Source organism: Nocardioides halotolerans DSM 19273 (genome assembly GCF_000422805.1).
Taxonomy (GTDB): domain Bacteria; phylum Actinomycetota; class Actinomycetes; order Propionibacteriales; family Nocardioidaceae; genus Nocardioides; species Nocardioides halotolerans.
The window spans coordinates 26,026-51,709 of sequence record NZ_AUGT01000025.1 but is presented as its reverse complement, the minus strand read 5'-3'; the positions used below and the strand labels follow the sequence as shown (position 1 = coordinate 51,709).

The following is a 25,684-nucleotide window of genomic DNA, read 5'->3' as shown; positions in this document are numbered from 1 at the left end:
TTCGCTCAGAGGCGCCGCAGGACCGCCGTGACCTTGCCCAGGATCGAGGCGTGGGTGCCGTCGATGCGCTCGTAGGCCGGGTTGTGGGGGAGCAGCCAGACCTGGCCGTCCTTGCGCTGGAACGTCTTGACCGTGGCCTCGCCGTCGATCATCGCTGCCACGATGTCGCCGTTCTCGGCGGTCTGCTCGCGGCGCACCACGACGAAGTCGCCGTCGCAGATGGCGGCGTCGATCATCGACTCACCGGAGACCTCGAGCATGAACAGCTCGCCGTCGCCGACGAGCTCCTGGGGGAGCGGGAACACGGTCTCGAGGTTCTGCTCGGCCAGGATCGGGCCGCCGGCCGCGATCCGGCCCAGCATCGGGACGTAGGTCGCCGGCGGCATCGCGTCGCCGACGCCGGTCTCGTCGTAGGACGCTGAGCCGTCCGTGAGAAGCCTGTCGGCCGAGCCGACGGCACGCCGGGCGGCCATCACCTCGGGCAGGAACACCTCGAGCGCCCGCGGGCGGTTGGGGTCGCGGCGCACGAACCCCTTCTCCTCGAGGACCTTGAGCTGGTGGGCGACGCTCGAGGAGCTCGTCAGGCCCACGGCCTCGCCGATCTCGCGCATGCTCGGTGGGTAGCCGCGCTGCTCCATGAAGTCGCGGAGATGCTCGAGGATCCGCTGCTGCCGGGCCGTCAGCCCGGTCGCGTCAGCGGGTCCGTCGGGAAGCTCGGAAACGGTGCCGCCGTCGTTCGAGTCGCTCGCCATGCCGCGCACGCTATCGGCGACCCGGCCCCGAATTCAAACATCTGTTCGAACGGGCGTGTCGCCGACCCGTCGTCGAGGCGTGGCGCGATCGCGTCGGAGGTGCGGCGGCCGTCGCGACACGCCGTTCGAACGTGTTTGAAATCATTCGAACACGTGCTCTAACCTCGTACACATGTTCGATCGAACGTCTGATCGAACCCCGCTGACAAAGCAGTCGTCGACGCAGCGCCCAGAGCCACTGTCGGCGGCGGCCTCTACAACTTGATCCAGCCAAGACCAGAGCAGCACTCCACTTCCCCAGGAGATCCCGATGACCACGATGACCCTCGACACCCTCTTCGACAGCCCGCGCCTCCCGCGCGTCCGGTCCTCGGTGCGGCTCACCCGCCGCGGCCGGGTGGTCGTCGTGATCGCCGCGCTCCTCGTGGCCTTCGCGATCGGGGTCTTCGTCACCGCGGCCGGCTCCGTCGCCACCCAGCAGCCCGGCACGCCCGAGCCGACGCGGATCGTCCAGGTCGGCAGCGGCGACACGCTGTGGGACATCGCCTCCGGCCTCGCCGCCGACGGCGACGTGCGTGCGGTGATGGAGGAGATCAAGCAGCTCAACGCGCTCGACTCCGCCGACCTCCAGGCCGGGCAGCGCCTGGTGGTCCCCGCCGGCTAGGCGGCACACAGACTTCGTCAGCCGACTCGACCCCGGCTGACGGGCCGGGGAAGACAGGGGCGGGGCGGGTCCATCGAGACCGTGCCTCGCCCCTGCGGTCATTTCTGCGCCGGCGGGATCCGGGACGCCACAATGCGTCCGTGGCCGGCTACTCAGGCACCCCGCTGGTGCGCAAGCTCGGCATCAAGGACGACCACGTCGTGCTCCTCGACGCGCTGCCCGCCGAGGTCGGGCTGGGCGACCTGGGTGGCGCGCACGTCGTGCGCCGGCTGCCGCGCACCGCCGACGTCACGCTGACCTTCCGCACGACGTACGCCGACCTGGCGAAGCGGCTGCCGACGCTCTTCGAGCACACCGCCACCGCCGGGATGGTCTGGGTCTGCTGGCCCAAGAAGGCGGCCCAGCGGTCCACCCGCAACCCCGACGGCCTCGTCAGCGACCTCGACGAGGACGCCGTGCGCGCCCTCGGACTCGAGCTCGGGTTCGTCGACGTCAAGGTCGCCGCGATCGACGAGACATGGTCGGGCCTGAAGTTCGTGCGCAGGCTGGCCGACCGCTGACCGACCGCGGGCCTGTCTGCCTGCCTAGTGCCGGTGCGGCGCGGAGACGGGCCTGCTCCGGCGGTGGTCCTCGAGGATGCCCACGCGCCGCAGGGCGAGCGTGCACAGCCACAGGCAGAGGAACAGGCAGGCCACCGCGCCGACCGAGGCGCCGCCGAGCTGCACCCACTTGCCCGCCTCGCCGCCGCGCGCCGCGCGCCCGGAGTCGATGGCGAGCCACACCAGGAGCGCCCACGCGCCCAGCGCGGCCAACGCACCGAGAGCCAGCCCCAGGAGCGCGGGCTGGAGGCTGCGCTTGGGCTTGGCCGCGCGCCGCGCGCCACCGCGCGGCGTCGGCACCGGACCGGGTCGGCCGGCCTCGGGGTCGCTCCCTGCCACGGCGCCATTGTGGCTTCCCGACCCGAATCGATCCGGGAGGGACGCGCGCGCCCTATCGTGAGAGACGTGCCAGACGCATCCGCGGGCGGCATCGACGAGATCGCCAGGGGGCTGCTCGCCGATGTCGCGGCCCTGCCCGGCGTACGCCGCGTGGGGCTGGCGCTCTCGGAGGGCGGCGGCCGGCGGCTGCGGTTCACGGCGAGCGACCGGACCGACGGCGAGCACGTCGACTGGTGCCACATCGACGCCTACGACGACGTGCCGCTGACCTCGGTCGTGCGGACGGGCGAGCCGGTGCTGGGCAGCCGCGCCTCGCTCGACAAGCGCTTCGACGCCTTCGTCTCCGCCCAGCCCGACGAGGTCCGGGCGCTCGCGGCGGTCCCGCTGCCCGGCATCGGCTCGCCGGTGGGCGGCGTGGTGGTGTTCCTCGACCGCGCCCTCGGCGAGCGCGAGCAGCGTCTCCTCGAGGCGCGCGCCCGGCGCGCCGCCGACGCCGTGCGCCAGGCCCGGGTCCGCACCGACCTGCGCGACGACGACCCCGAGCCCTCCGACGACGGCGGACGCACCGTCCGGACCGTGCTCGACGACGACCCGCGCGCCGCGTCGGCTGCCCGCCGCTTCCTGCGCGCCTTCCTCGCCGAGGCGGGCGTGTCCGAGGACTTCGCCGCCACGGCGGAGCTCTGCCTCTCCGAGCTGGTGACCAACGCGATCGTGCACGCGGGCGGCGGCTCCGAGCTGCGCGCCACGCTCGACTCGGCGCTCACGGTCTCGGTGCGCGACCACGGCGGTCAGGCGCCGGACGCCGCGCCGATCGACGACCTCGACCCGCTCCGCGTGCACGGGCGCGGCCTCCACCTGGTCGAGGCGCTCTCCGACCGGTGGGGCTCCGAGCGCGACGCGGTCGGCACCAGCGTGTGGTTCTCCCTCGAGCTCGACGACGACAGGAGCGCGGGCTAGAGACTGACGACGACGCCGGCGATGGCGGCGTTGGCGAGGTTCGCGAGGCTGCCGGCGAGGAGCGCCCGCAGCCCGAGCTCGGCGACCCACGAGCGGCGTTCGGGGGCCAGCGACCCGATGGTGCCGATCAGGATCGCGATCGACCCGAGGTTGGCGAAGCCGGCCAGCGCGAACGTCACCACGGCCACCGTCACGCCCGACAGCGAGTCGACCTGGGGCCCGAAGTCGGCGTACGCGACGAACTCGTTGAGCACGGTCTTCTGCCCGATCCACGAGCCGGCGTCGACCGCCTCCGACCACGGGACGCCGAGCAGCCAGGCCAGGGGAGCGAACGCCCAGCCGACCACCTTCTCGAAGGTGAGGTCGTCGGCCCCGAACCAGCCGCCGATCCCGCCCAGGATGCCGTTGGCCATCGAGATCGCCGCGATGAACGCGATGAGCAGCGCGCCGACCGTGACCGCGATCCGGCCGCCGGCCAGGGCGCCGCGACCGAGCGCGTCGATGGCGTTGCGCGACTCCTCGTCGCGGATCGTGCGTACGTCGATGTCCTCCGCGTCGCGCGGGGCCACGCCCTCGGCCTCGTCGTCGGGGTCCGCCGGGGTGCTGTCGGGCCAGAGGATCTTGGCCATCAGCAGCGAGGCCGGCGCGTTCATGACCGTGGCGGCCAGCAGGTACTCCAGCGGCGCGCCCAGCAGCGAGTAGCCCACCAGCGTCGATCCGGCCGCCGCCGCGAACCCGCCGACCATGATCGTGAACACCTGGCCCTTGCGCAGCGACCGCAGCCACGGCGCGATCATCAGCGGCGCCTCGCTCATCCCGAGGAAGATCACGGTCGCGGCGAACAGCGACTCGATCCGGCTCACCTGCAACAGCCAGCTCAGCGTGCCGCCGACGAGGTAGGCCAGCCACTGGATCACGCGCAGGTAGAACAGCAGCCCGATCAGCGCGCCGAGGAACACGATCACCGGCAGCACCTGCAGCGCGAAGATCGTGTCGTTCTCGTCGCCGACCGCCATCAGCGGCCCGAACACGAACTCCGTCCCGTCCTGTGTGTAGCCGATCAGCGACTCCACGCGGTCCGACACCCAGCCCATGGCGTCCTGCCCCGGCCCCCAGCGCAGCACGAGCAGCGCGAACGCGACCTGCAGCCCCAGCGCCACCCCGACCGTCCGCCAGGAGATCCCGCGCCGGTGCTTGGAGAACGCCACCGCCAAGAGCAGCACGAAGACCAGCCCGAGCACCCCGCGGAAGTCGCCCATGTCGCCCCTGTACCCCGTACGCAAGCCCACGCTGGTTGAGGAGGTCGCGCAGCGACCGTCTCGAAACCTCCGCAGCGAAGGCACCCGATAGACCACCGCTGGTCGAGCTTGTCGAGACCACCGCAGCGAAGGCACCCGCGCCACCCCACGCTGGTTGAGGAGGTCGCGCAGCGACCGTCTCGAAACCTCCGCAGCGAAGGCACCCGCTCGACCACCGCTGGTCGAGCCTGTCGAGACCTCCGCAGCGAAGGGCACCCGCGCAACCGGGTACCCGCCCCACGTGGAGCTCCTGCCCGACATCGTCGGCCCCGACCCGGTCATCGTCTTCTGCGGCATGGCCGGTGCCGAGAGCACCAAGACCCGCGACCACTACTACGCCTCCCCGGGCAATAACTTCTGGGAGTGCGTCCACCTCTCCGGCCTCACCCCGCGCCGGCTGCGCCCCGAGGAGGACCGCACCGTCGTCGACCACGGGCTCGGCCTCACCGACCTCGTCGGTCACTGGGACCACGACTCCAACCGCGGCTGGGTCGAGATCGACGTGCTCGTGGCGGCGGTCGAGCGCTGGGAGCCGGCGTTCCTGGCGTTCACCGCCAAGGGCACGGCGGCGTACGCCGCGAGGGCGCTCGGCCACCGACCGCCCGGTCTCGGACCGGCCCCGTGGGGCATCGGCCGCTCGGAGGTCTTCGTGCTCCCGGGCACCAGCGGCGCCAACCAGCGCAAGGATTACGACGGTCGCCCCACCCGCCTCGCGTGGTGGCGCGACCTGGCCGCGATCGCGGCCCCCGAGCTGGCCGCGCGCTGACGCGGGCGCTGACCGCGACACGCCGGTTCTAGTCCGCAGATCCGGCCGCCGTACGCCCTCTGACCTGCGCAAACGCAGGCGGGGTGACCTGGCTCAAATTGATCCGGCAGTGATCTTGCGCCACGTCCGGACCCGGCGTACGGTTACCACAACATCTAGTAGTTACACCGGTGTAGTTATCCACATCTAGTCCCCAGCGCGAGCTGGTCACTCCCCAGACCGGATGCGGAAGCCCCACACCCGCAGCGGTGTTCTACACAGCAGGACCCCCGTTATCCACACCCTCTCCGAGGGTGTCCCAGCCGCGCCCACCGAGGCCCGTTCCCCACCCCCGAGGAGGATCGTCGTGCACTGCCCGTTCTGCAAGCACCACGACACCAAGGTCCTCGACTCGCGCGTCGCCGAGGACGGCTGCTCGATCCGGCGCCGGCGCTGCTGCCAGTCGTGCGAGCAGCGGTTCAGCACCCTCGAGCTGATGCAGCTGACCGTCCTCAAGCGGTCCGGCGCCACCGAGGGCTTCGACCGCGACAAGGCGATCGCCGGCGTCCGCAAGGCCTGCAAGGGCCGGCCGGTCTCCGAGGACGACCTGGCCCGCCTCGGCCAGCAGGTCGAGGACGCGCTGCGCGGCGCCGGCCAGGCCGAGTTCGCCGCCCACGAGGTCGGCATGGCCATCCTCGCCCCGCTCCGCGAGCTCGACGACGTGGCGTTCCTGCGCTTCGCGAGCGTCTACAAGCAGTTCGAGTCCGCCGACGACTTCGAGATCGAGATCGAGAGCCTGCGCACGCACCGCGCCGAGCAGCTCTCCGCGCTCCTCGACGACGACGTGCAGGACCTCACCTCGGCCCCCAGCGGCTGACCCACAGACCGCCCGGTACGTCGTGGGGAAGCGGCGTACCGGGCGCATCACGTCGGCAACCCCGCTGTCCCTGCGCAGTGTCGGTGCCACCAGAGAGACTGATCAGCAGGGACCACGCCTCAATCACGGGACCAGGAGACACAGCGCATGACCGAGACGGTGAGCGGCAAGGCCGCCAACAAGTCCGCCGACAGCAGCCAGGGCGGGCTCAGCCTCACGCGGCACTTCAGCACCGAGGGCGTGCACCCCTACGACGAGCTCACCTGGGAGCGCCGCGACGTCGTCCAGACCAACTGGAAGACCGGCGAGACCGTCTTCGAGCAGCGTGGCGTCGAGTTCCCCGACTTCTGGTCGGTCAACGCCTCGACGATCGTCACCACGAAGTACTTCCGCGGCGCGCTCAACACCGACGTCCGCGAGACCAGCCTGCGTGAGCTGGTCGACCGCGTGGTCAAGACCTACCGCAAGGCCGGCGAGGACCACGGTTACTTCGCGACGCCGGCCGACGCCGAGCTGTTCGAGCACGAGCTGACCTGGCTGCTCGTGCACCAGTACTTCTCGTTCAACAGCCCGGTGTGGTTCAACGTCGGCACCGAGTCGCCCCAGCAGGTCAGCGCCTGCTTCATCCTGTCCGTCGACGACTCGATGGACTCCATCCTCAACTGGTACAAGGAGGAGGGGTTCATCTTCAAGGGCGGCTCCGGCGCCGGCCTCAACCTCTCCCGCATCCGCTCCTCCAAGGAGCTGCTCTCCTCCGGCGGCACCGCCTCCGGCCCGGTCTCCTTCATGCGCGGCGCCGACGCGTCCGCCGGCACCATCAAGTCCGGCGGCGCCACCCGCCGCGCGGCCAAGATGGTCGTCCTCGACGTCGACCACCCCGACATCGTCGAGTTCGTCGAGACCAAGGCGCGCGAGGAGGACAAGATCCGCGCGCTCCGCGACGCCGGCTTCGACATGGACCTCGGCGGCGCCGACATCACCAGCGTCCAGTACCAGAACGCCAACAACTCCGTCCGGGTCAGCGACGAGTTCATGCGCGCCGTCGAGGACGGCACCGACTTCGCCCTGCGCGGCCGCAAGACCGGCGAGGTCATCGACACCGTCGACGCCCGCGACCTGTTCCGCAAGATCAGCAAGGCCGCGTGGGAGTGCGCCGACCCGGGGCTCCAGTACGACGACACGATCAACGATTGGCACACCAACCCCGAGACCGGCCGGATCACGGCGTCCAACCCGTGCTCCGAATACATGTCGCTCGACAACTCCTCGTGCAACCTCGCCTCGCTCAACCTGCTGAAGTTCCTCAAGGACGACACTGATGCCGGTCCGGGGGGCTTCGACGCCGAGCGCTTCGCCCAGGCCGTCGAGCTGATCATCACCGCGATGGACATCTCGATCTGCTTCGCCGACTTCCCGACCGAGGCGATCGGCAAGACCACCGTCGACTACCGCCAGCTCGGCATCGGCTACGCCAACCTCGGCGCCCTGCTGATGGCGATGGGTCTCGGCTACGACAGCGACGGCGGCCGCGCGATGGCTGCTGCGATCACCTCGCTCATGACCGGCACGTCCTACCGCCGTTCGGCCGAGCTCGCCGCCGTCGTCGGCCCCTACGCCGGCTACGCCCGCAACGCCGAGGCGCACCAGCGCGTCATGCGCAAGCACCAGGCCGCCAACGACACGGTGCGCACCCTCTCCATCGCCGACGCCCAGGTCCACAAGCTGGCCACCACCGAGTGGGCCAAGGTCGTCGACCTCGGCAAGACCAACGGCTTCCGCAACGCGCAGGCCTCGGTGCTCGCGCCCACCGGCACCATCGGCTTCATGATGGACTGCGACACCACCGGCATCGAGCCCGACTTCTCGCTGGTCAAGTTCAAGAAGCTGGTCGGCGGCGGCTCGATGCAGATCGTCAACCAGACCATCCCGCGCGCGCTGCGCAAGCTCGGCTACCAGCCCGAGCAGGTCGAGGCGATCGTCGACTACATCGCCGAGCACGGTCACGTCATCGACGCCCCCGGCCTCCGCCAGGAGCACTACGAGGTCTTCGACACCGCGATGGGCGCCCGCTCGCTCAAGCCGATGGGCCACGTCCGGATGATGGCGGCCTGCCAGCCGTTCCTCTCCGGCGCGATCTCCAAGACGGTCAACCTCCCCGAGACCGCCACGGTCGAGGAGATCGAGGACGTCTTCCTGCAGTCGTGGAAGCTCGGCCTCAAGGCCACCGCGATCTACCGCGACAACTGCAAGGTCGGCCAGCCCCTCTCCGACGGCAAGTCCGACTCCGCCAAGAAGGACCAGGGCCTGCCCACGTCCTCCGACGAGGCCGCGGTCGAGGTCGTCGAGAAGGTCGTCTACGCGCCGACCCGCAAGCGGCTGCCCAAGTCGCGCGTCTCGCGCACCACGTCGTTCACCGTCGGCGGTGCCGAGGGCTACATGACCTCCGGCGCCCACGACGACGGCGAGCTCGGCGAGGTCTTCCTCAAGCTCGGCAAGCAGGGCTCCACCCTCGCCGGCGTGATGGACGCCTTCTCGATCGCCGTCTCGATCGGCCTCCAGTACGGCGTCCCGCTGGAGACCTACGTCTCGAAGTTCACCAACCTGTCCTTCGAGCCCGCGGGCCTCACCGACGACGCCGACGTCCGCATGGCGAAGTCGATCATGGACTACATCTTCCGCCGGCTCGCGCTCGACTACCTCGACTTCGAGACCCGCCAGGGCCTCGGCGTCTTCTCCGCCGACGAGCGCCAGCGCTACCTCGAGACCGGCTCCTACGAGCCCCTCGACGAGCTCGGCTCAGCCGCAGAGGTCATCGCCGACTCGACCCCCCTGGTCGAGCCCGTCGAGACTTCCGCCGTCCACGAGGTCGTCGACGCCGAGGTCGTCGAGACCAAGGACACCCACGGCTCCGAGCAGCGCGAGGTTCCCGCCTCCGCCGACACCGGCCGCCAGGCCAAGACCTCCGCCGAGCTCCTCGAGCAGATCACCGGCACCGCCGTCGACTCCCCGCTCTGCATGACCTGCGGCACCAAGATGCGCCCCGCCGGCTCCTGCTACGTCTGCGAGGGCTGCGGCAGCACCAGCGGCTGCAGCTGACGGTCGGCCTTCGACGGGGAAGGAGCGGCGAAGCGGGCAATGTATCCATCACGCATCGTCAGCGGTTGTCGGCGGAATGTGTTCAGGTGATGTGTCGCCTGTCCGCAGGTCGATCTTGCAAACTCTCGTACGCCGCCACGATCAGTTCGGCCGCCTGATCCGGTGGGAGGTGTTCCCAGATCCGCAGCGAGACGAGCCCGTGCTCGATGAGTTGACGATCGGTGTCACGGTCCCGATCGCGGTTCCGTCCCACCTTGTTGAGCCAGAAGTCGGTTCGAGTCTTCGGGGTGACGAAGTGTTCCGAGCAGCCGTGCCAGAAGCACCCGTCGATGAAGACATAGAGGCCAACGCGGCTGAACACGATGTCGGCTCGACGACGGCGGTCGAAGGGCAGCGGCACGTTCACCCGGTAGCGCAGTCCGGCCCTGTGGAGAAGAGCGCGAACTGCGAGCTCGGGGCCAGTGTCCGTGCTTCGGTTACCTTGCATCGTGCGCCGAGCGGCGGCGGAGACCGGCGGCTGAACTGTCGGTGGCGCCAAATAGCCTGTGGCCGACACACCTTCTCGACTCGGGTCCGGCCGCCTCGCGCCTGGCATGCTGTGAACACTAGGAGGTTGACTCGATAGTGGACACCAAGACGTACGAGGTAGCACCGTCCGCGGCGCGTCTCACCGGGTCCCTTCGTGACATCGGGTACGACTTCCCGACCGCTATCGCCGACCTTGTTGATAACGCCATCACTGCGAACGCGGCGCGCATCAACATCTACACGCACTTCGAACCGAACGGTTCATACGTCCTGATCAGTGATGACGGCGACGGCATGAGAGCACGCGAGCTGATCGAAGCTCTTCGGTTCGGAACGAGAAGAGCGTACGGAAAGAACGAATTGGGTCGATTCGGCCTTGGCCTGAAGACCGGCTCCTTCTCCCAATGTAGGCGGCTGACGGTCGTCACCCGTACCGCGCCGAAGCGCGCCAGCTTCCAAGTCATGACCCTGGATCTGAACCGGGTGGCACGCAGTGACCGGTGGGACATCACCGTGGGGGAGACCTCCACCGCCATCGAACGCGCGAAGGATCTGTTACGCGAGTCCCCAGGCACCGTCGTGGTCTGGGAAGACCTTGACCGCGTGCTCCCCGAGCGGTATGCCGAGAGCGGGTGGGGCCGTCGCCGTCTTCGCTCACTGGCGTCCAAGACGTCGCAGCACCTGGCCATGGTGTTCCATCGGTTCATCGGCGGAGACGTCGCTGGACGTGAAGAGGTCATCATCTGCGTCGACGACGAGAAGCTCCGGGCCTGGGACCCGTTCGCTCCAAACGAGCCCGAGCGCAAGGTTCTCGACGAACACCACTACGAGATCGAGACAGAACGAGGCTCGTCCGAGGTTCGGTTCCGAGGCGTGGTGCTGCCGGCCCGGGACCGGTTCACCTCGTTGGAGGAGTTCGAACGGCTGTCGGGACCGCTCAAATGGAACCGGCAACAGGGTCTCTACATCTATCGCGCCGATCGGCTCGTGCAGCACGGTGGATGGTCAGGCCTGCGCGGCATCGACGAGCACATGAAACTTGCCCGTGCCGCCATCGACTTCGACACCGATCTGGACGAGTCGTTCCAGATCAACGTGGCAAAGATGAGCGTAGAGCTTCCACCGGCTTTGCGGCAGATGCTCGAGCGTCCGGTCCAAGAGCTGTGCGTACTCGCTGACGACGCCTACCGCCGATCGGCCAACTCCGGCGGCCGTTCCGACGTGACCACCAAGGCGTCTAAGGCCTCGGAGACGGCCTTGCGCGACGTCGGGATCGCACTGAAGGCCGCGATCATGGAGGACAGGTCGCTTGAGGAGTTCCGAGGTGCGCTTAGCAAGCTGCGGCAGCGACTGCCGGAACTAGCGCGACAGCTTGAGCTCTGACTCTCGGTCAGCGCTGACGATACTGGCACCATCTGGCCAGAGGGCAGACGCCGCAGTCGGGCGCCTTGGGCGTGCAAATTCGCGCACCCAGCTCGATGAGCGCGATCTGGGCCTGACGGCTCTCCTCGTCGAAGCCGATCAGGCGAGCGACCGCAATCCGACCGTCGGAGTTCCGGTTCTTCAGCCACCGCTCGGTGCCTTGGAAGAACCGACCTGCGACGCGGAGCGCAGCAGTGTTCGCGATGACCGGCTCCTCCCCTTCGGGATCGGCGAGCATCGCGAGCTCGGAAGCAGCGCGTCTGAGCAGTCCACGGGCGACCAGGTTCGCCGAGTGGTCATCGTCGAGCGACCAACCCTCCGAGGCGATCGTCTTCGCCAACTCCGTCAGTGCAGCGGCAGCGGCCTCCTTGCCGATCCATGACACGACCTCGGCGACACGGGCCTCGTCCTGAACGAATAGTTCCGGGGTCGGCCACTTCCGTACCAACGGCCAGAGCGCCGCAACAGTCGTGGGCGACTCATCCCCTAGAAGCGTGTCACCGAGGACGACGAGCCAACGCGAATGGGACCGCAACCATGGTCTGACCTGCTCCGCGGTCCTTCCCCACTCTGCGAGGGCGGAGCGGGTCGCCTCCGTTCGAAGGCCGACGGACGCGGTGCGCTTGGAGAGTACTTCGGAAACGGCGGTGCCGATCGCACGGGCGAGCTTGGGCGGAACCGCGTTGCCGATCTGGCGGAAGGCCGCCGTGGGCGGCCCAGCGAACCTGAAATGGTCCGGGAACGTCTGGATCCGGGCTGCTTCTCGGATCGTCAGCGTCCGGTTCTGCTCGGGATGGATGTACCAATACCCGTCCTTCGCGATGTGCGCGGTGATCGTCCGCGAGAGGTCATCGGCGTCGAGCCGCTTGTACTTGTCGTCGAAGATGTCATCGCGGTAGCGCTTGAGTTCGTCTGGAAGCTCGGAGTACTTGGTCTTGGTGTCGAGGAACTCGAAGGCCGCCGCATCGTCATCACGAACACGGCGGGTCACATGATCGTAGATCCGATCAGTGTGTGCGGCCGGCACGGACGCCCGCATCTCCCGCTGGAACTCAGTCTGCGGTCCGTCGTACCTACGCCACACCTGGCGGGTCTCGTCAGAGAGCCAGCCCTCCTTCGCGCCGACCGGAGGAAGGTCGCGGATCGCATTGCCCAGAGTGACCTTCTTGTTGGACTCCTGCGGCCACGCGAACTCAAGCCCGCCGGCCAGCGCAACGAGGATCAACCGCTGTCGGAACTGCGGAACGCCGTACCGATAGGTGTCCACCACCCGCTCCTGAACGGAATAACCCCAGTCCTCGAGCCTGCGCACGATCGACCGAAGGATGAACATCTCACGGTCAAGCGCCATGTCGGGGACGTTCTCCATGATGACTGCACGCGGCTTGGCGACCCGGACGATCTCCAGGTAGGACTCCCAGAGGTCGCGGCGCTTGTCGTGGGGCTCCCGCAGGCCGTGCTGAACCAGATAACGCATGCGGGACCGGCCCGCCTTCGAGAACGGCTGGCATGGAGGGCCGCCGGCCAACACGTCGATGTTGACGGCCCGCAGGATGCTGCCCACCTCGGCAACGCGATCAGGGTCACCGAGGTCCCAGTCGACCGACATCCCGCCGAAGTGGTGCGCGTGCGTCTCGAGCGCATCGGGGTCGAAGTCGGCACCGAAGACGACCCTCATCCCGGCGGCTTCCAGGCCGAGACTCATGCCTCCGGCCCCGGAGAAGAGATCGGCCGCGATCAGGGGTTGGGGGGCCGCTGCTCGAAGTCTCCTAGCGAGCTCAACGACACCGTGAACGTCCTCGCAGTGGTCCGGGTGGCGCGGCAGTCGAAGAGCCTGTCCACGGTCGAGCCGCAATCTCATCGATTCGGGGGCCGGCACCCGTTGATTCTATCGACGGGCACCCCCAGCGCCCGTAACTCAGACCAGCCGGTCGCCCGAGACACGCCGCGAAGTTCGCGGTGCCGGATGCGTTGGGATCGTGCCCCACCTGAGCCGTTTCTCCCCCGGGAAGTGGCCTAGCTCAAGTAGCGTCGCGACGGAGGTGGAGGAATGGACGAACAGGTCATAGCGCGCACACGGCAGATCATCATCGATCAGATCGGTCGTCTTCGGCTGAGCCTTGACGAGGTGCTCGACTCGCTTGGTGGCATCGTCGATTCGGCAGCGCTCGATGCTGCCGCGGACGGGATCCGGCGCGACCAAGCCGAGAACGACCTCCTCGATTCGCCGACAGGCGTCGTGGACCGGTCCCTCGTCGCGAATGTCCAGATGGCTCGGTGGTACTCCGGCCCCGAGCCGGGCGACCGGCATTGGGACGCCCTCAAGGATCGGCTGCTGAGCGGCCGAATGGCGGCCGCTGTGCCGGACATCGATCGGGCGTCGACCAAGGTCGTCGCGCAGCTGGCCAACCCGAACGTCCACGGGCTGAAGAAGCTCGGGCTTGTCATCGGATACGTCCAGTCCGGCAAGACGGCGAACTTCACCGCCGTCATGGCTAAGGCTGCGGACCGAGGCGTCGGCCTACTGATCGTTCTCTCGGGAATCCATAACAACCTGCGCGAGCAGACACAGGTTCGCATCGCGAAGGACCTCGACTTCGCGTCAGGGGCATGTGTCGCGTTGACGACGGCCGATGCGGACTTCGTCAACAGCCACACCCACCGCGGCGCGGCGCTCCTCGGGTCCGACAAGCCCGTCATCATCGTCATCAAGAAGAACGCGTCGCGTCTCGCGAATCTTCGCGACTGGCTCAAAGAGACGCCGGTTGACATCCTTCGCCGGACGCCCGTCCTTCTGCTTGACGACGAGGCCGATCAAGCGACGCCGAACAGCGCCACTGGCCGCGCCGAGCGGTCGGCGATCAATGGGCTTCTCAAAGAGATCTGGGCATTGGTCCAGAGCGGGACCTATGTCGGGTACACCGCCACGCCGTTCGCCAATATCTTCATGGAGACCGACGGTTCGGACCTGTATCCGTCCAACTTCATCATCAACCTTCCCCGACCCATCGAGTACTTCGGAGCCGAGCGCCTGTTCGGGCGGGAACCACTGTCCGATGAAGACGAGCCGGATCCCGGGCTCGACATGATCCGCGAGATCACCGACGCCGAAGCGACAGCTCTCCGGCCGCCCAGCGGCACCGAGGCTCGCGAGTCCTTCGTCCCGCCTGTGCCCAAGTCGTTGAGAGACGCGCTTGAGTGGTTCATCCTGTCGTCGGCCATCCGTCGGGCCCGGGGACAGGACGATCACAGTTCGATGCTGATCCACACCACTCACTACTCGGCTCCGCACTTCGCGATGCAGAGGAAGGTGGCGGCTCTGCGTGACGAAATGAAGCGAACTTGGCAGAGCGGCGCCCGTTCCGCTCTGTCGGCGGCCTTCGCATCGGAGAAGGATCGCGCGGCCGCCTGCGCGACCGAACCCATGCCGGCCTGGGACGAGGTCGCCAAGCATGTCGGCGCCATTCTCGTAGACGCACGTGTGATCGTCGACAACGGTATGTCGACCGACCGTCTCGACTACGACAGGAAGGATGCCTCCGGGAACCCGGTCCGTGAAGTGGTCATCGCGATCGGCGGCGGTACGCTCTCCCGCGGTCTGACTCTTGAAGGTCTTGTCGTCTCGTACTTCACACGGACGTCGAACACTTATGACACGTTGCTCCAGATGGGTCGGTGGTTCGGCTATCGCCCCGGCTACGAAGACCTGCCTCGGATCTGGCTTCAATCCTCGCTGGCCGACGAATATCGGTTCTTGGCGCTGGTGGAAGCAGAGATCCGCGGGGAGATCGCCGACATGGAGCTGCAACGGCTGACTCCAAGTGAGGTCGGAGTCCGAGTGCGCGAGCACCCAGGACGCCTTGCGATCGTGGCGCGGAACAAGATGGGAGCGGCCAGACTGGTGCGGGTCACCTACGCCGGTGAGCGGATGCAGACATTCATCTTCGACCGCAATCAGGACGTCGCTCTTAACAACATCCAGGCGGCACGCGACTTCCTCTCGCGATGCATGTCGACCTCCGAACTGGTCCGGTCCGATTCTCCGCCGCGTTGGCGCTTCAGCGGAGTGTCCGCGGAGATCGTCTGCGACCTGCTCAAGCAGTACCGGTTCCACCCCGACCAAGCGTCGATGCGTTCCGACTTCATGACCGGGTGGATCCGCGAGGCGGCGCCCACGAGCACGTGGAACGTCACCGTCATCAGCTCATCGCGGCCTGCGCGCGACGCGGGTGGCGACCTGGTCGACCTCGGCGGCCTCGACCTGGGATTCGGACACGTCACGGCCGTCAACCGTGCACCGCTCAAGGATTCGGGCCCGGGAACCGTGAACATCAAGTCCCTCTTGAACCACGACGATTGGTTCGCCGACCTCGACCCAGTGATAGTCAGCTCGCTAAGCGCCGACGAGCGGCGACAGCCGCGAGACGTCCGCCGGAAACACGCCGCGGGTGCGGGTCAGATCATCATCTACGTGGTCAGCAAGGACTCCCTGCCGCAGAACGAGGGTTCACGTAGAGCGCGCACCGAGATGGGGATGGCCGAACATCTTGTAGGACTCGGAATCATCTTCCCCGCCGCCGGCGCGGACCCGCATGCCGAAGGGACCTACTACGGCGTCACACCTGACTGGCAGCCGGAACTGGATCCGTCGAGCGAGGAGATCCCGACTGATATGGAAGGTGATGCCATGCCCGAACTCGAGGCGGCGGAATGAGCGCATCGATCTCCGAGCAGTTCGCCCTCCTCCTCGGGGACAGCCGCCGCCATGGGGAACAGGTATTGACGCGGAGGTCAGGCGTATCCACGCCGCTCGGACCGGTCCTACTTGGGGTGGACGACGACGGTCTCCGGCACCTCCTCGTCCCCGTGCCCAATGGGGAGACTCCGAAGGACCGTGTCAGTCGGGGGATCGATCTGGGTCATCGCGACCTCGTATTCAACGACATCGAGGTTCGGTACGCAGACCTGAGTTGCACGATCCGCCGCCTAGTCGGCCCGTTCGACAGGCTGGTCGAGGATGCGTTGAGCCGACTCGGGCGCGAGCCAGGTGCGGGACTTAACGCTGTCATCTCGACCCTGGACGATTGGCGAGCCCTCCTGCGCCGCTCCCTCGAAGGGTTGTCGCGCGACGAAGTCATCGGGCTCATCGGCGAACTTGAGGTCATGGCCATGCTCGGATCGGTAGATCCGGTCAAGGCGGTCCTCGGGTGGACCGGCCCGTCGGGAGCGGTGCATGACTTCAGCCGCAACGGGTGGGATGTCGAGGTGAAGAGCACAGCAGCGGTCAACGCCAACACGGTCCGCATCTCCAATCTCGATCAGCTCGACCCGAGCCTCTCGACAAACCTCCACCTGGCGGTCCCCCACCTGTCGAGTGCAACCGACGCACCCGATATCGACGCCAGGATCGACCGACTCGTCGAGGCAGGCGTACCGATGGACGCGCTCGAGACACGACTCGCCGATATGGGTTACTTCCGGGGGATGGAACTTTCCGTGCCTGCGCAGTACGCGCTGCGAGAGATCCGCTGGTGGACCGTCGGCGACGACTTCCCAGGACTGCGGGCAAGCGATATCGACGTCGCCCGCTTGTTCGGGGTGGACGCGGTCTCCTACGACCTCCTGATCGGCGTACTTCCGACGGCATTGATGGACGACCAGGTCGCCGACGTGGTACGAGGATGGGCGCATTGACCGAGCTGAGCGCGCAGCAGCTCATCGCAGCGCTGGCCCCTGTGCAGCGCCATCACCGTCCCGGAGAGGTGAGCGCGAACTCGGTGCTTGCGGCGTATCTGCGAGCAGCCGACATCGACCCTGAGGGTGGCGCCTGGGAACGCGCGAAGGAGGAATTGGAACGAACGGAGAACTTCGACCTCGCAGTCCGAGCCGCGGCCGGCGAAACACGCGAGTCAGCGCGTTCAAGGGACACACGCCCGCGGGCCGCCGTGACTCGGGCGACCGACCTCATCGGTGCGCGCGCCTCACGCGGTCCTCTCAATTGGTTCCCTCAGAGATTCGAGCCCGGAGCGATCCAAGGCGCGGGAGCGAAGAAGCTCCTCGGCACACCGAACGTCTCGATGGAAGAGCTCCTCGTGCGGGAGACCGCTCAGAACAGCTGGGATGCTCGCATCGGTGACCGCCCCGTCGAGTTCACACTCAATCTTCGTCAGTTGACGTCCGAGATCACCGATCTCCTGCTGGATTCGGTCTTCACCGGCGCGGCGAGCGGGACCCGGATCCGCGAGGTGCTGTCGACGGACGGCGTCAATGCCGTGGAGATCTCCGACCGAGGCACCGTCGGCCTCGGTGGCCCGGTGCGGAATGACCGTGCGATCCCTCCGGAATCGGTAACTCATTTCATAGATCTCATCTTCAACATCGGGGCCACCAAGAGCGATCTGACATCCGGAGGTACGTACGGGTTCGGCAAGTCGATCGCCTACATGGTGAGCGAGGTCGGCGCGATCATCGTCTGGTCGCGATGCGCAACGGATCGCGGCCCCGAGGACCGCCTGATCGCCTCGGCGATCGGCGATGTCTTCGAACTGGACGAATTCCGGTACACCGGCCGACACTGGTGGGGCCGGACCGTCGACGGGCGCCCTGAACCGATCGTCGGCCCCGCGGCGCGTGAACTGGGGGATCGGCTCTTCGCGAAGACCTTCGGGGCCGATGAGCTTGGCACCAGCATCCTGATCCTTGCTCCTGATCTCGGAGCGCCTGGCCCCGAGGACGACGCCGCTGTCTTGACCGAGGCGGTGCTGTGGAACCTCTGGCCGAAGCTTCTGCCCGACGAATCGGGTATGTATCCGATGGAGATCCGGGTCGAGGTGGATGGCGTTGACCACCCCATCCCGGATCCGTCGACCCACCCGATCCTCTCGGGGCCGGTCTCGTGTCTGAACGCGGTACGTGCGGTGCAGTCAGGTGCCCCGCGACCGCACTCCCTGTTCGCAGTCGATGTCACCGAGGTGAAGAGATACAGCGAGGTCTTAGGCCATATCGCGCTGACGAAGTATCCGATTGCGAGCGGCGCCGCCTCTGGCCTGCCGAACAGCCACGCTGTGACCCTGATGCGCCACGGCGCTGAACTTGTTGTTCGCAAGATCGAGCGAGCTCCGCTCGCGGAGCCGGGCTTTCAGTGGGCCGGGGTCTTCAAACCCGTCGGCGCCCTTGATCCGACCTTCGCGCGTTCCGAGCCACCTGCGCACGACGATTGGTCGCCGGCATCGCTGCAGGACAAGATTCAGCGGAGTCAGGTCAAGCTTGCGATGCAGCGCATCCAGGAGGCTGCCGACAGGTTCGTCGAACCGTATGCGTCCACTCGGACTGCGAGTTCGACATCCTCCGCCGCCGGCGTAGGCGACATGCTCGCGGGCTTGATGGCTGGTTCCTCTGGATCCGCACCCTCCCGTGCCGGAAGTGCGAGCCGGCCCGGCGGCACCCGCAGTTCCAAGGCGTCCGCTCAGCTCGGCGCTCCGCAGTGGACCGACTCGTCGACGCCGGGCTGGACCCGCACAACGGTTCCCGTTCGGCTCGTCGGCGGTCCGCCGACCGGCTCACGGGTACGGATCGAGATCGGGATCGGCACCGACGGCGGGACCGAGCGGCAGATCGACCCGTCGTACTTGCGCGACGGAGGCTGGGAGGAGCAGGAAGGGACGCCAACCGCTCTGATCCCACCCGGTGGTGTGCGGAACTACTGGTTCGAGTCCAGCGACGCCATCGCCGTGGACGTCGCGACACGGATCCTGAGCGAGGACAGTGATGAGTAGGGTCCGCTTCCTCCCGTACCGAACCGTCGGCGAGCTTGGCATCTCTTGGGGCGGGTGGTGGCTCGAACGGGACGGCGTGCGGGAACCGCTTCCCGATCTCCTTCCTGGTTGGGACTATGCGGCCACAGACACGGTCGGGTTGATCGTCGAGATCAGCGGTCAAGACATCCTCGACGCGACCGGACACGACTCCGTCGGCCTCTTCGAGCTGGTCGCCGTGGTGGACTGCCCGTCGATGCTGCGCCGCTTCGTGGTCAAGCACCGGCTGACGCGCGACCAGCACCAGCAGGTCGAGTTGAGGATCTCCTTGCCGGCCGGGAGCGTCGCGCAGAAGATTGTCGTCTCGTCGTTCCTGCTGCTCGCAGAGGATGTCGAAGCCGCGCCACGGGCAGCATCTCGTCGCGGCTCACGTCTGGCCTTCGGCCCCGCTCGCACGGTCCTCTTGGAAGGCGATGCCTCTCGCTTCCCGACGGAAGCAGTGTCGTTCTCGACGTTGCGGTACGAGGACGCGCCTTGGACGGTCAGTGCCGTCTTCGATGGTCTGAGTGATTCCTTCATGGGATCGGTCCGCTTGCTGGTCAACGAGGACCACGAACTCGGTCGCGCCGTTCTGACCCAGCCGGTCGACTCGCATCTGGGGAACCGGCTCAAACTCGAGGTCCTTCGTTCCCTCATCGCTGTCGTGAGCACCCACGGTCTCGGCGATGACGGAGAGTTCCCGCCGGACTCGATCGCAGAGGTCGTGGACTCGATGTCGAAGCTTTTCCTGAACCGCTCCTTGTCGGAGGCGGTGCAAATGTACGAGCGGATCCCGCTCAAGTTCGACCGGATCCTTCATGCAGGGGTGAGCGCGTGAACCTCTGCTATCCCCGCCTGACCCGCGGTGACGCCGGCGCCCTTCATGCGACGTTGCAGACGGCGTACGCCTCTGGTGGCGTCGCGGCCCTCACTGAAAGGGTGCAGTTCGACCATGAGCGCAAGGTCCCGGTGGCAACCGGCCGGATCGCGACCCCTGACGAGATCAAACAGGCCCGCGAGACCGTGATAGGCGAGGTCGCGGAGTGGCTTGATGAGGCGCACCTGACCAATCTGCAGCGGACCGAGCTCGACGCGAGGCTGGGCCGTGTCCTTCACCACGCACTTGAGATCGTCCCAGCGGACGCGGCACATGAGGGCACGTGGAGCTTCCTCACACTGGTCGTGTTTCCGGACGTGGCAGCTATTCGCTTCCCGGACTTCCACGTCGATCGCTTCGTCGGAACGCCGCGGAACGCGCTCCGCCGCACTTGGCAGCGTTTTGAATTGCTCGGTGACCTTCCTGAGCCGAGCGCCGGCGGTCTCGGAGAGGACGAGCTCGTCGGCCTCCTCGAGCGCACGCAACTCGTACGCAATCGCGCGTTGGCACGGGCGCTTGCATCGCGTGTCATGGCGTACACCGGCACGAAGCGGTCCCAGTGGGCCCGTGACCTGTACAAGATCGCCACGTTTCAGAGCGGGTTGCGCCTCTTGGATGCGTTTGACCACGACGAGATCGACTCGTTTGTCGCATCCCTCGATCCGTCTCCTGCGCATGCCACGGTCGAATGAGCACGGCGGGGAGCCGCGCCGGGTGGCCTCGTCGCGTAGGCAAGTCGCTGTGCGGGATGCCCTATCTCGTCATGAAGCGGCTGGATCAGAACCCAATCAGCGTGACGCCCACGAGATCGAGGTCGATGCCGTCAGCACCTGACAGGGCGCCGACCTGCTTGAGGACGTCCCCATAGGTCGAGCCACGCTTGTACCGCTCTGGGAGCACGAGGATCAACCAGTCGACATCGGGGCGCGCGGCTGCGGCTAAGACCGAGACCAAGCCGCCGTTGTTGTTCGCCGCGCGACCCGCCTGGATCGCGACGGCCAAAGCCTTCTCGCGATTCTCCCAGGCGAGTTCGCCCGCCGCGAATGTGTCGCCAGACGGGTGCACCAGTCCGTGCTTCGTCGCGATGGCTCTGAGCACGTCGCGCAACTTGATGACCTTGACGCCGCCGTCGGGCGTGACCGCCTTCGCCAACGCCCCTGTCTCCAGGATCACCGAGTCGATCACCTCCTGCAGAGCAGCGGAGGGACCAGTCACGGCGGGCGAGAGAAGCACGGAGGCCACGGGCACTCAGTCAGCTTGTCAGCTCACAGCGTTTCGCGGTGGAGTTCGCCTCAGCTGCCGCCGAACGCGAATTGGACCAAGGGCAGGTCTCCACTTCGCGTGCTCAGATCCGACCCGCAGATCCGAGCCGCGGGTCTGGCCCTGAGACCTGGACGCCCGGATACCGCACCCCGACGAACTGGCCTCGCCTCGATCCTGGAAAGGCGTGCCACCGGGTCGTGCTGCTGATCACCGGTCGACGAGGACGAGCTAATGCTGGAGCGCTGCGGTCGGGCGTGAGCGGGTTCCTGCTTGCGGACACCCGGCCCGAGCAACTGCGGCGGACGATCAGCGCCGCGGCCGCAGGGGAATCGATGCCGCACTCGCCGGTGACCAGGCGGTTGATAGACCGGCTTGCGAAGCTGCCCGCCCCACGGGTAGGCCGGACGACGACGTGACCCACCGCTGACTGGTATCCAGAATCCGGTGATGTCGGGACATGGCTGTTATCCGCTCTCACGGTGCCGCCGAAGGGCGGGTGGCGAGTGTCGACATCACACATCTCGGAGGGCCGGCGGCAGGAGTCCCGGTTCCGCGCGCAGGTGGCGAGGGCCGAGCACGACGAGGAACCGGGGCTCGTCGAGCGCGGTCTCGAGCTGGTGGCCGACGTGCTGATGCCGGTCATCCTGGTTGTGCTCGCGGTCGACGGCTGGCTGGCCTACCGCTCGTTCCACAAGGACGCGGATTCGCCCGCTTCGGGGTCCACCTCGATCACCTTCGGAGCCACGAGGTCGGCCGACGTCTAGGACGAACTGATCACGTTCCAGCGTTCTCCTGCGAGCCCCCGGGCATCGCCCGTAACGTCGGGGACAGCACCATCCAGGAGGGAAAACATGGCTCAGCTCGCACCCGCAGAGGTCGACGTGGTGATCGAGCGTGCCCTGGCGGACCTGCCGTGCGACGACTGGCAGGTCATCGACACGCGGCGCGAGCTGAGAAGTCCGCGCGCGGACTTCGTGGTCGTCGGTCCGCCCGGTGTCTTCGTCATCGCCTGCGGCCGCCGCCACGACAAGGAGCGGGCGCGCGCCAAGGAGCTGATGAGGCTGCTGGAGACCGCGCACCAGGTCGCCGACGCGGCCGGCGTACGCCGCGACGAGGTGCACCCGCTGCTGTGCCTGACCGGTGACCAGGCCGAGGACTCGTGGAGCCGCGGCGTCACCGTGTGCGGCATCGTCAACCTCGCCGACACCCTGGTCTTCAAGCGCGACCGCCTCACGCGCGACGAGGTCGCCGCGGCCGCGACGGCGATGGGCCGCTCGATGTCCGACGGCGGCGGCAAGCACCGCGCCTGACGCGCACGCCGCCGCGAGTCGCGCACAGGCGCGGCTGTTCGGTTCGTTCTCCACAGACCTGTGGAGGCCGTCCGACGTCCATGCGCGATCCGGGGCAGGGTCGTCGGCATGGCAACCAGCACAGATTTCATCGGTCACATCGGCATCGAGCCGCCTCTCAACCCTGACCAGATCGAGTGCGTGACGGCGCTTCGCAAGGTCGGCGAACGCGCGAGCCGAGCGGCGCGTCCGAGTGGGTGGCAGGTGTCCGATGACGGTCGCTGCCTGACCTTGTCCGGAGACAGCAAGTACGGCGACCCGGCCAAGTGGCTGCGCTACCTCATCAAGTGGCACCTCAAGCCCGGAGGGCACCGGACGGACGGGGTCGTGGTCGGCTGCCGGCGGGACACGAAGGAGCTGTTCTGCGTCCACGTGAGCGCCGGCCGAGTGAGCGAGAAGGACCTGTGGCCGCGGTCTGTCGAGCCCCGTGAGGTGCGACGGAGGACGACAGCGACCCACACGCCTGACCCACCGGGGGCGGCCAACGTCATCGACCTCGCGTCGCGACGTGCGCGAGCCTGAGGCGGCGTCATGAGGACTCTCGGAAAGACAGGTCAGCGCCACCCCGACTGGCAGGTCACCGCCGTCTTCGACCCCGACGGCGAGGGCCACGACTTCGCCTACACGGTGGGCCTCGACGAGCGCGGTCTGCCGGAGCTGCACATCTGGGCTCGCCCGTCGCTCGGCGACGACCCGGGCGCCGACTGGAAGTTCAGCCCCCAGGACTGTGCCCGGATCCTCAACGAGCTCGCCTGGCGGCTCATCGACGGCCAGCTCGACGTGGGCGACACGTGGGAGGACACCTTCGACGAGGGCCTGGTCACCGGCCGGTTCCGGCTCGACCCGCCCGGCGACCGCGACGAGCTGGAGGCGCTCGGGATCGCCCCGGGCGCGCTGGTGCAGCCCGTGCGGTGGTCGCTCCACCGGCGTCCGGTCGGCCGGCCGCGACCGCTCGACGAGGCGGCGCTCGAGCGCGCGACCCAGGAGTACGCCGAGCTGCTCGCCGGGCTGCCCGGGTCGGCGGCGGAGACCAACGGACTCGCGGCCGAGTTCGTGCCGGGCGGCGACCTCGGACCTTTGACCCCGATGGTCCACGGCCGCATCGCGCAGCTGCGCTCCGCCGACTCGATCGTGCTGAGCAACCTCAGCTGCGCGGCGGTGACCATGCACCTCGGCGGCGGCATCACCTGGCCGGTCGCGGCCGCCAGCGCCCTGGCCCGCGACGCCGGGCGGGTGGAGGAGATCGCCAAGACGCAGCGGCTCGCCGCCGACGTCGTCGAGGCGATGATGGCGCACGACGACTGGCCTCAGGTCCAGCTGGAGATCACCGCGGCCATCGGGTTCGAGCCGGGCGAGGCGACTGACGAGGAGGTCCGGCGCGGCCTGCGTGGCAACCTCACCGAGCTGCTCTGGACCATCCTCGCCACCGAGGTGGTGGCCGACCGCCTGAGCGACGAGCAGCTCCTGCACGGGCGCGGCGCCTGGCTGACCGGGTTCGCCCCCGTGGGTGACCTGCCCGGTCCGCAGTGGCGGGCGCCGCGGCCGGTCCTCGAGAGGCTCTACGCCGTACTCCGGCCCCTGGGCCCCGGCAGCCTCCTCGAGCTGGCCGAGCGGCACTGCGACGACGACCTGACGCGCTACACCGAGCTCGCCAACGCCGCGGAGGGCTGGGCGCTCGTCGCTGCAGCCGGGTGCCCCTGGCGAGGCGGACTCGACCAGCTGCCCGGTGCCATCTGGCCCGGCCCGATCCACGAGCTGCGCGAGTGGGCGACCGTGATGACGTCGGCAGCCTGCCATCGCGAGCGGCTCTCGCCCGACGATGTCGCGACGTTGACGACGCCGTTCCTCGACCTCGTCCCGGACCTGCCGTCGGTCATCAGCGCGGGAGGCCGGTGAGCATGCCGAAGTCACGCAGGCGCAAGCCTCCCAACCGTCGACCGAAGAGCGGCCGTCGCGAGCTGCCACCGTGGATGTCGACGCTGTTCTCGGCCGACGAGGCAGAGCGGCGCGGCGACGCCGCGGGCGCCCTCGCCCAGATGAGAGCCGCGGGAAAGGACGACCACGGGCGACCGATCTGGCGCCCGTGGCGGATGCAGTACCTCGCACAGTTCGCGGACCTGGGGCCCGTTCTCCCGCGCTGGGCCCACTCGCGCTGGATCGTCGCTCAGGCCGCGCAGTGGCTCGACGCGGACAACCGCGGGATCGCCCGGTCGGCGATGCAGATGGCGATCGACGTTCGCGGGGGAGTGCAATGCCTGCCGGGGCGTGACGCGGCCGACAGGCGGGCGCGCGTGATGGACCACGACTGGATCTACCGGCAGCTCCTTCTTTACGACCTGGGCAAGCTCGACCGTTTCTGTCGGCGTCGCGCGAGCCCCGACCTGCTGGCCGGCGCGGACGACATGGAGACGTGGGCTCGGGCGCCTGTCGACGCCTACTGTCTCGTCGAGCGGCACTCCGTCTCGGTCACCTGGCAGCGCCTGCGAGACGGCGCCCTGCTGCGTACGCCGAACGCCGGCTGCGCACCGATGCTGTGGCCCGGCGACGCCGTGGTGGGCCGCGCGGTGACGACCGAGGGGGAGCAGATCTTCGAGTCCGCCCCACTGCCGGTGACGCACGATGTCGCACACCGGGTGGCCGAGGACCCGGACAGCTGGCTCGCTGCCCTCGGGGACTGGGATCTCTACCGTGAGGTCGTTCCGCTCATCCGTCCCACGGAGCACGACGGCCTGCTGGTCGAGCTGCCCCCACGGATCTGGCAGAACGTCGTCTGCGACCAGCCCGACGCGTCGACGCTACGTTCCTTCTCACCGGCGGAGCTGGCGCAGGCTGCGATCGGTCTGGGCGCCTTCTTGCTCGACGAGTTCGAGCCACCCGACTTCCCGCACCTCGACACCTGGGCCTGCCTCGCTGCCGCGTTGGTCGAGCCCGCCGTCGTTCGGCACCTGGTCGCCTCCACGGACGCGGAAGGGCGAGCCTTGCTCGCCCGGCTGTCCGCACACCTGTCCGAACCGGCCGGCACCGTATGTCGACTCGTGGCCGAGGGCGACCTGCCGCTGGCCGCGTAGCGTCATCCACAGATGCCGCGCAGGCACTGGTGGGTGTCGACGGGCGAGCGTAGAATC

The 25,684-nt window shown here is 68.1% G+C and carries 22 protein-coding genes; 16 read left to right on the top strand and 6 right to left on the bottom strand.

What is annotated here, in order from left to right; translation table 11 throughout:
- Positions 1 to 5: 5 nt before the first annotated feature.
- Positions 6 to 752 carry a transcriptional repressor LexA gene (gene lexA, locus G514_RS0108250; RefSeq protein WP_028651365.1) on the bottom strand — a complete coding sequence of 249 codons (747 nt, stop codon included), beginning with the start codon at positions 750 to 752 and terminating at the stop codon, positions 6 to 8.
- A 310-nt stretch (positions 753 to 1,062) separates the two neighbouring features.
- Here lexA and G514_RS0108245 point away from each other — a divergent pair, with 310 nt between their 5' ends.
- Together G514_RS0108245 and G514_RS0108240 are read left to right on the top strand one after the other, a co-directional pair.
- On the top strand, positions 1,063 to 1,416 hold the full coding sequence (locus G514_RS0108245; RefSeq protein ID WP_036564107.1) for a LysM peptidoglycan-binding domain-containing protein: 354 nt from the start codon (positions 1,063 to 1,065) through the stop codon (positions 1,414 to 1,416).
- A 140-nt stretch (positions 1,417 to 1,556) separates the two neighbouring features.
- On the top strand, positions 1,557 to 1,976 hold the full coding sequence (locus tag G514_RS0108240; RefSeq protein ID WP_028651363.1) for a hypothetical protein: 420 nt from the start codon (positions 1,557 to 1,559) through the stop codon (positions 1,974 to 1,976).
- Between the two features lie 24 nt (positions 1,977 to 2,000).
- On the opposite strand, the gene G514_RS30620 is transcribed toward G514_RS0108240, so the two are convergent.
- Positions 2,001 to 2,354, bottom strand: a complete 354-nt coding sequence (locus G514_RS30620; protein ID WP_028651362.1) for a hypothetical protein — start codon at positions 2,352 to 2,354, stop codon at positions 2,001 to 2,003.
- Positions 2,355 to 2,420: 66 nt separating this feature from the next.
- Between G514_RS30620 and G514_RS29085 the strand changes: the two genes are divergently transcribed.
- Complete coding sequence (locus G514_RS29085; protein ID WP_051247109.1) at positions 2,421 to 3,311, top strand: ATP-binding protein; 891 nt, start codon at positions 2,421 to 2,423, stop codon at positions 3,309 to 3,311.
- Here the strand turns inward: G514_RS29085 and G514_RS0108225 are convergent.
- Positions 3,308 to 4,570 carry a NupC/NupG family nucleoside CNT transporter gene (locus G514_RS0108225; protein WP_028651361.1) on the bottom strand — a complete coding sequence of 421 codons (1,263 nt, stop codon included), beginning with the start codon at positions 4,568 to 4,570 and terminating at the stop codon, positions 3,308 to 3,310. The two genes, G514_RS29085 and G514_RS0108225, sit on opposite strands and share 4 nt — an antisense overlap.
- Positions 4,571 to 4,850: 280 nt before the next feature.
- Between G514_RS0108225 and G514_RS25610 the strand changes: the two genes are divergently transcribed.
- From G514_RS25610 to G514_RS0108210, 3 genes are all read left to right on the top strand, one after another.
- Positions 4,851 to 5,375 carry a mismatch-specific DNA-glycosylase gene (locus G514_RS25610; RefSeq protein ID WP_051247107.1) on the top strand — a complete coding sequence of 175 codons (525 nt, stop codon included), beginning with the start codon at positions 4,851 to 4,853 and terminating at the stop codon, positions 5,373 to 5,375.
- A 346-nt stretch (positions 5,376 to 5,721) separates the two neighbouring features.
- Entirely contained in the window at positions 5,722 to 6,231 is a 510-nt protein-coding gene (nrdR, locus tag G514_RS0108215) for a transcriptional regulator NrdR (RefSeq protein WP_028651360.1), read from the top strand.
- A gap of 147 nt (positions 6,232 to 6,378) precedes the next feature.
- Positions 6,379 to 9,327: a vitamin B12-dependent ribonucleotide reductase gene (locus G514_RS0108210; RefSeq protein WP_028651359.1), complete on the top strand. Its 2,949-nt coding sequence runs from the start codon at positions 6,379 to 6,381 to the stop codon at positions 9,325 to 9,327.
- Between the two features lie 82 nt (positions 9,328 to 9,409).
- Here G514_RS0108210 and vsr read toward each other — a convergent pair whose 3' ends face one another.
- A complete protein-coding gene (gene vsr, locus G514_RS0108205; protein ID WP_084151870.1) occupies positions 9,410 to 9,922 on the bottom strand; it encodes a DNA mismatch endonuclease Vsr in 513 nt (170 codons plus the stop codon).
- A gap of 29 nt (positions 9,923 to 9,951) precedes the next feature.
- Between vsr and G514_RS0108200 the strand changes: the two genes are divergently transcribed.
- Positions 9,952 to 11,238, top strand: a complete 1,287-nt coding sequence (locus G514_RS0108200) for an ATP-binding protein (protein ID WP_036564105.1) — start codon at positions 9,952 to 9,954, stop codon at positions 11,236 to 11,238.
- A 7-nt stretch (positions 11,239 to 11,245) separates the two neighbouring features.
- On the opposite strand, the gene G514_RS25605 is transcribed toward G514_RS0108200, so the two are convergent.
- On the bottom strand, positions 11,246 to 13,138 hold the full coding sequence (locus tag G514_RS25605; RefSeq protein ID WP_036564134.1) for a DNA cytosine methyltransferase: 1,893 nt from the start codon (positions 13,136 to 13,138) through the stop codon (positions 11,246 to 11,248).
- A gap of 189 nt (positions 13,139 to 13,327) precedes the next feature.
- Between G514_RS25605 and G514_RS25600 the strand changes: the two genes are divergently transcribed.
- The 5 genes from G514_RS25600 (at position 13,328) to G514_RS0108170 (ending at position 20,639) form a co-directional block, all read left to right on the top strand.
- On the top strand, positions 13,328 to 15,991 hold the full coding sequence (locus G514_RS25600) for a Z1 domain-containing protein (protein WP_051247106.1): 2,664 nt from the start codon (positions 13,328 to 13,330) through the stop codon (positions 15,989 to 15,991).
- Positions 15,988 to 16,971, top strand: coding sequence for a PD-(D/E)XK motif protein (locus G514_RS0108185; RefSeq protein WP_028651356.1), 984 nt, complete (start codon positions 15,988 to 15,990; stop codon positions 16,969 to 16,971). The genes G514_RS25600 and G514_RS0108185 overlap by 4 nt, the downstream gene beginning before the upstream one ends.
- A complete protein-coding gene (locus G514_RS0108180) occupies positions 16,968 to 19,052 on the top strand; it encodes a hypothetical protein (RefSeq protein WP_157544660.1) in 2,085 nt (694 codons plus the stop codon). The genes G514_RS0108185 and G514_RS0108180 overlap by 4 nt, the downstream gene beginning before the upstream one ends.
- A gap of 139 nt (positions 19,053 to 19,191) precedes the next feature.
- Positions 19,192 to 19,908 carry a hypothetical protein gene (locus G514_RS0108175; RefSeq protein WP_157544659.1) on the top strand — a complete coding sequence of 239 codons (717 nt, stop codon included), beginning with the start codon at positions 19,192 to 19,194 and terminating at the stop codon, positions 19,906 to 19,908.
- Positions 19,905 to 20,639 carry a DUF6339 family protein gene (locus tag G514_RS0108170; protein WP_028651353.1) on the top strand — a complete coding sequence of 245 codons (735 nt, stop codon included), beginning with the start codon at positions 19,905 to 19,907 and terminating at the stop codon, positions 20,637 to 20,639. The genes G514_RS0108175 and G514_RS0108170 overlap by 4 nt, the downstream gene beginning before the upstream one ends.
- A gap of 85 nt (positions 20,640 to 20,724) precedes the next feature.
- Here the strand turns inward: G514_RS0108170 and G514_RS0108165 are convergent, their stop codons facing one another.
- A complete protein-coding gene (locus G514_RS0108165; protein ID WP_157544658.1) occupies positions 20,725 to 21,132 on the bottom strand; it encodes a hypothetical protein in 408 nt (135 codons plus the stop codon).
- A gap of 581 nt (positions 21,133 to 21,713) precedes the next feature.
- Between G514_RS0108165 and G514_RS0108160 the strand changes: the two genes are divergently transcribed.
- The 4 genes from G514_RS0108160 to G514_RS0108140 all read left to right on the top strand — a co-directional run bounded on the left by G514_RS0108160 (position 21,714) and on the right by G514_RS0108140 (position 25,627).
- Entirely contained in the window at positions 21,714 to 21,974 is a 261-nt protein-coding gene (locus G514_RS0108160) for a hypothetical protein (protein WP_157544657.1), read from the top strand.
- An 87-nt stretch (positions 21,975 to 22,061) separates the two neighbouring features.
- Positions 22,062 to 22,520 (top strand): hypothetical protein, encoded by a 459-nt coding sequence (locus G514_RS0108155; RefSeq protein WP_028651350.1) that lies wholly within the window; start codon positions 22,062 to 22,064, stop codon positions 22,518 to 22,520.
- A 570-nt stretch (positions 22,521 to 23,090) separates the two neighbouring features.
- Positions 23,091 to 24,455: a hypothetical protein gene (locus G514_RS0108145; protein ID WP_028651348.1), complete on the top strand. Its 1,365-nt coding sequence runs from the start codon at positions 23,091 to 23,093 to the stop codon at positions 24,453 to 24,455.
- Between the two features lie 74 nt (positions 24,456 to 24,529).
- Entirely contained in the window at positions 24,530 to 25,627 is a 1,098-nt protein-coding gene (locus G514_RS0108140; protein WP_028651347.1) for a hypothetical protein, read from the top strand.
- Positions 25,628 to 25,684 lie beyond the last annotated feature (57 nt).